The 10,713-nt window shown below is 69.5% G+C and carries 8 protein-coding genes; 3 read left to right on the top strand and 5 right to left on the bottom strand.

Annotation, left to right across the window (positions count from 1 at the left end):
* Positions 1–104: 104 nt before the first annotated feature.
* On the bottom strand, positions 105–485 hold the full coding sequence (locus ACIQV3_RS40100; protein ID WP_403722203.1) for an ankyrin repeat domain-containing protein: 381 nt from the start codon (positions 483–485) through the stop codon (positions 105–107).
* 423 nt (positions 486–908) lie between these two features.
* Here ACIQV3_RS40100 and ACIQV3_RS40095 point away from each other — a divergent pair, with 423 nt between their 5' ends.
* On the top strand, positions 909–3,584 hold the full coding sequence (locus ACIQV3_RS40095) for a Helicase associated domain protein (protein WP_403722201.1): 2,676 nt from the start codon (positions 909–911) through the stop codon (positions 3,582–3,584).
* A gap of 301 nt (positions 3,585–3,885) precedes the next feature.
* Positions 3,886–5,061: an ATP-binding protein gene (locus ACIQV3_RS40090; protein ID WP_403722199.1), complete on the top strand. Its 1,176-nt coding sequence runs from the start codon at positions 3,886–3,888 to the stop codon at positions 5,059–5,061.
* A gap of 290 nt (positions 5,062–5,351) precedes the next feature.
* Here ACIQV3_RS40090 and ACIQV3_RS40085 read toward each other — a convergent pair whose 3' ends face one another.
* Positions 5,352–5,954, bottom strand: coding sequence for an HD domain-containing protein (locus ACIQV3_RS40085; RefSeq protein ID WP_403722196.1), 603 nt, complete (start codon positions 5,952–5,954; stop codon positions 5,352–5,354).
* 388 nt (positions 5,955–6,342) lie between these two features.
* Between ACIQV3_RS40085 and tpg the strand changes: the two genes are divergently transcribed.
* Complete coding sequence (gene tpg / locus ACIQV3_RS40080; protein WP_403722194.1) at positions 6,343–6,903, top strand: telomere-protecting terminal protein Tpg; 561 nt, start codon at positions 6,343–6,345, stop codon at positions 6,901–6,903.
* A 31-nt stretch (positions 6,904–6,934) separates the two neighbouring features.
* Here the strand turns inward: tpg and ACIQV3_RS40075 are convergent, their stop codons facing one another.
* From ACIQV3_RS40075 to ACIQV3_RS40065, 3 genes are read right to left on the bottom strand one after another with little or no spacing between them, the layout of a single operon-like run.
* Positions 6,935–8,047 carry a hypothetical protein gene (locus ACIQV3_RS40075; RefSeq protein WP_403722191.1) on the bottom strand — a complete coding sequence of 371 codons (1,113 nt, stop codon included), beginning with the start codon at positions 8,045–8,047 and terminating at the stop codon, positions 6,935–6,937.
* Complete coding sequence (locus tag ACIQV3_RS40070) at positions 8,044–8,793, bottom strand: AAA family ATPase (protein WP_403722188.1); 750 nt, start codon at positions 8,791–8,793, stop codon at positions 8,044–8,046. Before ACIQV3_RS40070 ends, ACIQV3_RS40075 begins: the two co-directional genes overlap by 4 nt.
* A complete protein-coding gene (locus tag ACIQV3_RS40065) occupies positions 8,790–10,430 on the bottom strand; it encodes a Mu transposase C-terminal domain-containing protein (RefSeq protein WP_403722184.1) in 1,641 nt (546 codons plus the stop codon). Before ACIQV3_RS40065 ends, ACIQV3_RS40070 begins: the two co-directional genes overlap by 4 nt.
* Between the last annotated feature and the right edge of the window lie 283 nt (positions 10,431–10,713).

The raw sequence follows: 10,713 nt of genomic DNA, 5'->3' as shown, positions 1-10,713 counted from the left end.
GGCTGCTTCGCAGCCCCAGGGACTCCCGCGCTGCGCGCGGGAAGTGACCCCGTTTCACGGGGCCCGGGCCTACGGCCCGTTGGGTGTCCGCTTCGCTCCCACCCTCAGTCCTTCCGGCTCCGCCTCCAGGACCACAGCCCGCTCCGCGGGCGGCCAGCAAGAGCCGCGAGGGCTGCTGTGTGCCGATCCAGGAGCCTGACTGCCATGCCGTGGTTGTAGGAGAACGCCAACTCACGCGGAGTCTCACCATCAAGTGTTGCGGTCGGGTCAGCTCCATAGGCCAGGAGGATCGCAGTGAGCGCCGAGTCGAGCAGCCCGCCGGACTGGAGTGCCCCATCCCCTTCCACATCAATCGCATGGAGCAGGAGTGTCATCCCGCAGCAAACCTCTTCCGGGTCCACACCCGCATCGAGGAGACGGGTCAGCTCGGCATGGTCACCCGACTCCACCGCCTGATGCGCAGGAGTCCACGGGTTTTCGATCACTCAGACTCCTCGTAGACGGGCATCGCTCCGTGGCGTCCCACTGTAACGTCTGCATCAGAATGATGCAGCATGTACCATTGGAAGAAATTGGACATAGGTTCCTGGCTACTCGGTCCAGGTTTTCCAGCGGTAGACACCAGGGTCGCACTGACCCTGATCAATTGCCCTTTGATGGGGCCGTTCTGGCGACTCGCTAGAAGGGCCGAGGGAGAAGTAAACACAGTCTGGGTACACCGGCTGCATCCCGTACCAGCCGATGGATATCAGCATGGTGAGCAGGAGGGATGCGAGCGGATGCCTCCACGTGGGAGGACCTGAGACGGGGCGGATCACGCACAGAGCATAAGACCACCAGAATCCCCACTCTCACGCGGACCTCAAGCATCCCCTCGCGGGCAACATCTCGTCACAGAAACAGGCGTTATGACTGTCGTTCAGCTCCGAGAACACCAGGTCGACCAGAAGTCAGCGATCCGGAAGTGGGTCGGATTCCCCACACGGACAGCCCTCCCCTCACAGGGCGCCCGCGGCACCCTCGTGTCAGCGACCGGATCCGGCAAGACCATCACAGCCGCCGCGAGCGCCCTCGACTGCTTCCCCGCCGGCCGGATCCTCGTCACCGTCCCCACCCTCGACCTCCTCGCCCAGACCGCCCAGGCATGGCGGCTGGTGGGCCACCGGGCCCCGATGGTCGCGGTGTGCTCGCTGGAGAACGACCCTGTGCTCAACGAGCTCGGCGTGCGCACCACCACCAACCCGATCCAGCTCGCCCTCTGGGCCGGCACCGGACCGGTCGTCGTGCTCGCCACGTACGCCTCCCTCGTCGACCGCGAGGACGCCGAGGGGCCCGAGGGCCCACAGAAGGTGCGCGGGTCGCTGGAGGCCGCCCTGGCGGGCGGAGAGCGGCTGTACGGGCAGCGGATGGACGGGTTCTCGCTCGCCGTCATCGATGAGGCTCACTCAACCGCAGGCGATCTTGGCAGGCCATGGGCGGCGATCCATGACAACGCCCGCATTCGCGCAGACTTCCGGCTCTACCTCACCGCCACCCCACGCACCCTGGCTTCCCCCCAGCCGCAGAGGGGCGCCGACAGCCAGGAGCCGGAGCTCGCGAGCATGGCCGACGACCCGGACGGCACCTACGGCGCGTGGCTCGCCGAGCTCGGTCTCTCCGAGGCGATCGAGCGGGGCATCCTCGCCGGGTTCGAGATCGACGTCCTGGAGATCCGCGACCCCTCGCCCGTGTTCGGGGAGTCGCAGGAAGCGCGGCGAGGCCGGCGCCTGGCGCTGCTGCAGGCCGCGCTCCTGGAGCACGCCGCGGCGTACAACCTACGTACGGTCATGACCTTCCACCAGAAAGTCGAAGAAGCCCGCGCGTTCGCGGACAAGCTCCCCGAGACCGCCGCCGAGCTGTACATGAACGACGCCTCCGACGCCGACCTGGCGGCTGCGGAGAAGCTGCCGAAGTCGTCGATCGAGGCAGAGTTCTACGAACTGGAGGCCGGCCGCCACGTGCCCCCGGACCGGGTGTGGTCGGCATGGCTGTGCGGCGACCACCTCGTCACCGAGCGGCGCGAGGTCCTGCGCCAGTTCGCCAACGGCATCGACACGGAAAACCGGCGCGTACACCGGGCGTTCCTCGCCTCCGTACGCGTCCTCGGCGAAGGCGTCGACATCACCGGCGAGCGAGGAGTCGAAGCCATCTGCTTCGCCGACACCCGCGGCTCCCAGGTCGAAATCGTCCAGAACATCGGCCGCGCCCTCCGCCTCAACCGCGACGGCACCACCAAGATCGCCAGGATCATCGTGCCCGTGTTCCTCGAGACCGGAGAAGACCCGAAGGACATGGTCGCCTCCGCCAGCTACAAGCCCCTCGTCGCCGTACTCCAAGGCCTGCGCTCCCACGACGAGCGCCTGGTCGAACAACTCGCCTCCCGCGCACTCACCAGCGGACGGGGCAAGACCCACCTGCGCCGCGACGAGGACGGGCGGATCCTCGGCGCCGGGGGCGAAAGCGAGAACCAGGAGCAGGGCGGGACCAACGCCGCCGCGGAGTCGGCTCTGCTCCACTTCTCCAGCCCGCGCGACGCCGCTACCATCGCCGCGTTCCTGCGCACCCGGGTCTACCGGCCCGACAGCCTCGTGTGGCTAGAGGGCTACCAGGCCCTGATCCGGTGGCGGACGGAGAACGCCGTCACCGGCCTGTACGCCGTGCCGTACGACACCGAGACCGAGGTCGGCGTCACCAAGGACTTCCCCCTCGGCCGATGGGTCCACCAGCAGCGCAAAGCCCTGCGCGCCGGCGAACTCGAAGACCGGCGCAAAGAGCTGCTCGACGCGCCGGAGGCCGGCATGGTCTGGGAGCCCGGTGAGGAAGCGTGGGAGGCCAAGCTCGCCGCGCTCCGCGCGTTCCGGCGGGCCACCGGACACCTCGCACCCCGACAGGACGCCGTGTGGGGCGAGGCCGAGGCCATGGTGCCCATCGGGCAGCACATGGCCAACCTGCGCCGGAAGGGCGCGAAGAACGGCCTCGGCAAGAACGAGGACACCGCGACCACCCGCGCGGCGCAACTGACCACGATCGACAAGGACTGGGACTGCCCCTGGCCGCTCGACTGGCAGCGCCACTACCGCGTCCTCGCCGACCTCGTCGACACCGAAGCCGGAGGCGTCCTGCCGGCCATCGAACCCGGCGTCCTCTTCGACGGCGACAACCTCGGCAAATGGCTGGCCCAGCAGAAACAACCCGGCACCTGGGCGCAGCTGACCGGCGAACAGCAGGAGCAGCTGTCGAAGCTCGGCGTACAGCCCGCCCAGGCCCCTTCTCCCGCCCCTGCGGCCAGTCACGGGAAGGGTCCGAGCAAAGCGCAGCAGGCGTTCCAGCGGGGCCTGGAGGCCCTCACGCAGTGGGTCGAGCGCGAAGGCCCCCACCGGCCGGTGCCGCGCGGGCACGGCGAACCGATCACCGTCGACGGCGAGGCCGAGCCGGTGATCGTGAAGCTCGGCGTATGGATCTCCAACACCAAAACCCGACGCGACAAGCTCACCACCGACCAGCTCGCCGCCCTCGCGAAGCTCCGCATCCACTGGGCGCAGTAGCGAGTTGCAACCTGCCGGAATCCGCGCGAAAAGGCACCTCAGGCCCAGCCGAGAACGCCCCCCGCGCGCCTCCGGCGGGACCTTCGCGCTGCTCCGCTGCCAGCAGCGGACCCCCAGAGCGACGGCTGCGGCAAAGCCGTGGACGCGACCACCTGGAACCTCGCCGAATAGGGCCTGACCTGCGCATTTACCCTCAGATACCTAGGATGGGCATGCACCGGCGACGGCGTGGAAGCAGCTTCAGCTGCTTCTGTGACATCCGCTCACATGCATGCTCAGGACGGCCCAGGGAGGGTGTTTCATGACCGAGTCCGGCAACCCCAGTCAGCCCGCGAACGTGAATGAGTACAACGCCAGTCACATCCAGGTTCTCGAAGGCCGCGAGGCGATACGCAGGCGCCCCGGCATGTACATCGGCTCGACCAGCGAGCGCGGCCTGCACCAGATGGTGTTCCAGGTCGTCTCGTACGCCGTCGACGAGCACCTGGCCGGCCACGCCGACACCATCGACGTCACGATCACCGCGGACGGCGGCGTTCGCGTCGCGGACAACGGGCGGGGCCTGCCCGTCGAGGTGGAGGAGTCCACCGGTAAGCCGGCCGTCGAACGCGAACTGACGGAGCTGTCCTTCCGTCCCAATCCCCATACCGGCTACTCGGTGTCCGGCGGCATCAACGGCCTGGGCCTGTGCGTGGTCAACGCGCTGTCGAGCCGGCTCACGGTCGAGGTCCACCGAGACGGCCACCGCTGGACCCAGGAGTACGAGAAAGGCACCCCGATCACTGCCTTGACGAGGAACGAGGAGAGCAGTGGGAACGGCACCGCGATTGTGTTCTTCCCCGACGCCGACATCTTCGAGATCACCCGCTACTCGTTCGCCACTCTGTCGGAGCGCCTCCAGGAACTGTCCTTCCTCAACGGGGGCCTGGCCATCTCGCTCACCGACGAGCGTCCGGAGCGGCCGGTCCGCTACCACCACTCGGACGGGCTTCAGGCCTACGTCGCCCACCTCAACCCCTACCCTCCGAGTTTCGTCCACTCCCCCGCCATCGCCTTCGAGTCGGAGAACGAAGATGCGACGGTTTTCGTTCAGGTCGCCATGCAGTGGAACACCTGGTCCACGGGAGGGTTCCACTCCTTCGCCAACACCACCCGCACCCATGAAGGCGGCACCCACGAACAGGGTTTCCGTACCGCACTCACGAACATCGTGAACGACTACGCCCGCCGTCAACACCATCTGTCCGCAGACGACGAAGCCGTCACCGCCGAAGCCGTTCAAGAGGGCCTGACCGCGGTCATCTCCGTGAAGGTCGCCCGTCCCGTCTTCGAAGGCGCCACCCGGACCAAGCTCAGCAATCCCGAAGCAGACGCCTACATCCAAGGAGTCGTCCGCAAGCACCTCACCGACTGGCTCGACCACCACCCGGACGAAGCCGCGGCCATCATCCGCCACATCCTCAACACCTCCACCTGACGCGAGAAGGCACGACGAAGCACAGCCAGCCGGCGCGCACGGTGCACCGCGGGCGGCCCCGCCACCGTGTTCACCGACCTCGCCACTGGGCCGCGGAGAACGCCGAGCCGGGCAGTAGTCGTGCCCGACGGCGCGCAAGCGTCCTCTGGGTCCTGCTACGTGATCGCCGCTGCTACACCATCGTGGCCCCCGGCTGCGTGGGCCACGTCCTTTGGGCCTGCGGGGTGGAGTCGGCCTGAAGGCACTCCCAGCGGATGGAGGACAGGAGTCGGAAGAGGCGTGCTGGACGGTCACTGGTTGACGGGGAAGGTCGCCTGAAACGTCAGCCGATGGGAGGCGTCCGCGCCAAGACGGGTGAGGAGATCATCGAGAGCGAGGTACTCCTCCCAGGGCTCGCGCCCGGTCGCGGCGGCCAGCGCTTGTACGAGTCTGTCCTCAAGGTCGGGGACGCGTTTGTCCTTCCAGACCTTGTCGGCCGTGCTGACAAGGAGATCCTCGATCGTCACGTTGGGGGCGTCCCAGCTGGCATGGGTGGCGGCGAACCTGGCCAGGCCGGGCGGGACGCCATGCTCCAGAAGGAGATTCCGGCCCGCGGCCTCGTGAGCTGATCCGGGCCCGGAGAGTTCCTCGGGGTGCAAGGACTTACCCACGTCGTGGGTTGCCGCGCCGAAGAGGACGGCATCGCGGTTCACTGCCAGGCCCGGGTACCGGTCTGACACCCAGTCGGTCAGTTCGACCGCGACGTCGTGGACCGCGCGCAGGTGCGCCGCCAACCGGGGTGGGGCCTGAAGGGAGCGCAGCAGTTCCGCCACCACGGGCGGCAGCAGCCTCAGGGGCGGCTCCACTGGGGCTTCAAGGGCGCGTGACAAGACGTCGGAAGGTATCGAAGTCATCCTGGTGACAGTAATGGCCCTCGGTGTGCAGGTCAGGCAAGCTCCGAAGACGGACCCTCTGTCGCGGCCGCCCGGCTGCTGCATTGGGAAGCAGCACTGCCTGGCGGGATGATCCACCCTCGCAGCCGACCGACCCGGCCGAACAGGGCTGGCACGAGGTAATCCTGGCCTTCAGGTTGCATCAAGGTCGGCTCGCAGGATCTGAAGCGGTCGGACGTCGTACTGGCCGGGACCGCATAGCACGGCTTCGCACGGGGCTGGACAGGCGCTTTACCTCAACGGGCATCTCGGCGACAGCGGTATGCCTGATACGGCCCCGACGCCAGCCGGTTGTAGGAATTGTGGACCTGCTGGGACTCGGGATGCTGTGCCGGAAGGGGCGGGTGGGATGGCGCGGGCGATAGGTGACGGGCTGGAGCGGCTCCTGTACACACGGCCACTGCCGGTGACGACGGCGGATCAGCTGAAGGCGTTGCTGCGGTGGGAGCGGGGCTCCACCCGCCAGGTCGCCGCCGTCCTGGGCGTGTCCCAGCGGACTGTCCAGCGGTGGGTGGCCCGCGACTCGGGCAGCCGGGGGCGTCCGAACCCCGGTCACGAGCAGAGGATCGCGGATGTGGTGCGGGCCCGCTGGCAGCCGCTGATCCGTGCGCGGCGGCGGGCCGCGGCCGAGGCGGGCGGTGTGGTCGTCCACACCCGCGCCCGGCTTGGGTTCAAGGCCGGCCCCGCCAGCTCCGACGATCCGCGGTTGCGGCGCATCACCGGCCGCCTGAACGGGGCGGTGACTCAGCAGATCTTCGCCGCTCTGGACGCCGGTGTCAGCGAGGAGCAGCACGAGCTGATCCTCGGCCGTGCGCTGGGACACCTCTACTTCCGGGAGGCCGGTCACCGTGCTCACGGTCTCCACGTCACCCTTGAGGACATCGACTTCATCGAGTTCGCCCTCCAGTGACGCGTAGAGGCCGCCGGGTCTGCGGCAGAGGTCAGCGAGATGCCGGGACAGGCCAGTAGCCGTGGGCTTCCCGTACTTCGCGCCAGTCCCACACCACGGCGCCGTTGCGGCCCGCGCGTTCGGCGCCGGGTGGCTGAGGAGGGCGCAGCCCGGCTGTTTCGGCCAGGCGCAGGACAGCCGGGCGCTCCCCCGGGCTGGCCAGCAGGTGGCCAGTCCCGGTCAGGTGGGCGTAGCGGGCGGCGGCGCGTAGGAAGACAGTGGCCCAGGGCGGGACGGGGTGGGTGGCGCAGCCGTCGGTGAATCGGGCCTGGTCATGGAGTGCGAGGAGGGCTGGATCGTCGTGGAAGTCGTCGCTTCGGGCCGTGGCCAGCTGCTGGAAGGAAGCGCCCGTGAAGAGAGTGGCGGCCAGTGCTGCGGCCAGTTGCGGGTGGGCGGTCGCGGTGTGGATCCGGCGAGTGGCTTCCTCTGCTTGGGCGGGGGTGAGGGGTGTGGGGGCGGGCCGGTGTTTCCAGTCGATCAGGCCGGGGCTGCAGGGGCCCGTGCAGGGGCTGGGGCTGTCGTAGGAGACGAGCCGGTCCAGGGAAGACAGCGTGAGCCAGCGGCCCGGCCCCACACCGGGCCCGACCGCGACTGCGGCAGGCGGCTCGGCGTCGGTCTGGGGTGCGGGTTCGTCGCCGTAGAGGGCGCGGGCTGCGGCCAGGGTGGTGGTACGGGTATAGGGCACGGAGGCGACAGCGCGGTCCAGGACGGCCGTCAGGCGGGGGCGGTGGACGACGAGGGTGAGGTGGATTGCGGTCTGCCGCCACAGGGTGAGGATGCGCTTCAGGCGGCGCTCGTCGAGGAGGTGGGCGCGCAGGACCGTCAGGCGGGTGACGGCCAAGGCGGTCGTCCACGCGGCGGCTGCCTCCCACAGCGGTGGGCGGCCATGGGGGAACCGGCCCGGGATGTACGCGGGTTTACCCAAGGCGAGGATCAGGTCGTGGGCCAGGGCGGTGTCGCTCGTCGTACCCGGGCCGGGGTGGAGGGTGATCCGGCCGGTCGCGGGGTGGTGGGCGGCCAGCGCGCTGTGTGTGAAGGCGGCGTCGTCCCCGGAGTCGAAGACGATCGCCAGGCCCGGCTGAATGGTGGTGGGTGGTGGGTTCATACGAGGCGGCTGAAGGCCCAGCGGAGCAGTTTGCGGTCCGGGCGCGGACAGTCCATCCGCTCCATCCCCGTCCGTACGTGGGCGGTCAGCTGCGCCCAGGCCCGGAAGTTGCCGTGCGCGGCCCGTTCGTCGGCGTAGCGGATGTCGGCCTCGGAGGCGTCCTCCCAGACGGGGTGGAAGAGGGGGACGGTCTCCAGGACCTCGGCGCGTGAGAGGCGGGTGAACTTCTGCCAGATGAAGATCCGGGAGGAGAGCATCGGCTCGCGGCGCAGGACCGTGTGCGCGCCGGCGCCGCCGACGAAGACGATCGCGATGCGGGTGGAGGGTTCGTCCCACAGGTAGCGGAAGTACTCGAAGGCCTCCCCGTTGAGCCACTGGGCCTCATCCACCAGGAACGTGCGGGGCCGCTCGGCGAGCACCGTCTTCAGGAGGCGGTCGAACTCGCTGGGGTGACGGGGAGGCTCGCCCGGCAGGCCCAGCGCGTCGAAGAGCTCGTAGCGCACCGCGCGGGCGGTGGGGCGGGCCCGGAACACGACCCGGCACACTTCCTCGCCGTCCTCGGACTCCAGCTCGCGCAGGCAGGTGTTGACTGCGAGGGTCTTCCCGAAACCGGCGTCGCCGTGGATGCACATCATCGCCCGCGCCGCGACCGTGTCCTTGATGTTCTCCCGCGCGGTCAGCAGCGCCTTCGTCGACACGATGGACGAGCCGGGCAGATCGACGTACTGGTAGGTGGGCGCGGTCACCGGACACCACCGCCAGGCCCCTGGTCTCCTTCACCCGGGAGAGCACCGGCTTCCCGTTCACCGGCAGGCTCGTCGTGACGCGTGGGTGGGGGGAGCGGCCGGGTACGGGCCGCGAGGGAGGCCGGAGTCCGCCAGTGGGACGGCGGCGCGGCCGGCGGGATCAGGTCCGGCAGCGCGAGCTCCGCCAGGTCCCCGCGGTCCGCCTCCGCCAGCTCCAGACCCGCCTGAACCTCGGTGACCGACCCCAGTCTCCTCGGCTCCTCGGCCCGCGTGACCGCCGCGTAGCGCTCGCGGCGGCGTCGGCTCGCCGCCGTCAGGGCGCGCGACAGCCGGCGCTTCTCCGCGTCCCGGGTGCGGCGCAGTGCGGCACGCTGCTCCGGGGTGGCCGCGTCGGACAGGTAGGCCGGTCCCAGGTAGGCGTCCGTGGCTGCATCGAAGACCTCGATCTCGTGGTCGTGGTGCGGGACGTGCCGTACGCGTACCCGCAGCCCGGCACCGGCCAGTCCGGTCATCCAGTCGCCGACGTAGTAGCGGCTGCGCCAGCGCACCCCGCTGGTGGTGAGCGCGCGTATGCGGCCGTCGCCTTCTAGGGTGAACGCCCACAGCAGGGCGGGATCGGCGTCCTGGACCGGTGTCGGGTCGTCCTGCCATGCCGCCAGCGGCGTCCGCCCGTCCAGCGCCTGCGAGGTGTGCTCGGTGTTCCACCAGGTCACCCAGTCCAGCAGGATCTCGACGAACGCGGTGAACGCCAGCGCCCGGCTTGTGTCCTTGGACCGGTCTCGGGGGCGGGGGGTGTCCGTGGGCTGGTGGGTGTAGCGGGGCAGTGACGCGAACAGCATGTGCTGCGCGCACCGGTTGAGGTTCTCCACCGTGCCCTTCAGATGCGGCTGATAGGCCTCCACGGGGTAGACGGGGACGGCGAACGTCGCGAGCGCGGAGAAGACGGTGCGGGAGAGAAAGTCCTGCCCTCGGTCGATCCGTACCAGCGCGGGCAAACCGCCGATCGGCCCGTACGGGCCGTCGCCGTCACGGGACAGAGCGATCCTGAGCGCGGCCAAGATCGCGTCCCGGGACGGCTGGTGCGGGGTGACCGCGGCTCCTGTGATCGCGTTCGTGGCGCAGTCGATGAACCAGGTCACCCACGGGAACACCAGCTCGCCATCCAGGTCGACCTCGACCGGGACGTGCTTGTGGTCGCCTTCCCAGCACGCGTTGCGCCACGTCGGTGGCCGGCGCAGATGGACATCGCTCCGTCGCCTCGCCCGCTCCCCACCCGACAACGCCGCCCTCTGCCCCGGATTCAGATCCCTTCTCACCGCCCGGTGCAGCGTCGCCAACGACGGCACACCCGCCGCCCCGCGTCCGGTACCCAACGTCGTAACCGCTACAGCGCTCGCTTCGGCCAGCAGTTCCCGGTGCACAGCGGCCGCGTTCCCGCACCACCGCGCCAGACGCGCATGGACCTCCGGCGTGATCGTGAAACGCTCCCGCTCCCGAGCCTGCGTACGGCCCTCCTCACGGGCTGCGGCCAGCCACCGCCACACCGTCCGCAACGACACCCCCGCCCCGGACGCCACCAGCCGGGCATGCTCCGTACGGAGCTCACCCTGCGCTTCCAGCATCAGCAGCCGTGACACCGCCTGACGACGCGCCAACCCAAGCGGCACAACTCGACCCGGGCCATGGCCTTCCGGCACACTGCTCCCACCCACACAGCCTCCCGCCTACCGGGCCGTCCCCCATGACCGACGTCAACAGTCCCGCCCTTCATGAAGCCTCGATCTGCGCTGCGATGTCACCGCAATCCGCATTCCCCGGACACCAGGCCCTCTCTGTCAGCCTTGGGTGAGACGTCCCGCTTTGTCGGGTTAGCCTGAGAGGGCCCGATAGGAGTTCCACCCCTCATGACCAGCACCAAGC

It is taken from the genome of Streptomyces sp. NPDC099050, assembly GCF_044759865.1.
Taxonomy (GTDB): domain Bacteria; phylum Actinomycetota; class Actinomycetes; order Streptomycetales; family Streptomycetaceae; genus Streptomyces.
This window is presented reverse-complemented; position numbering and strand designations above follow the sequence as displayed.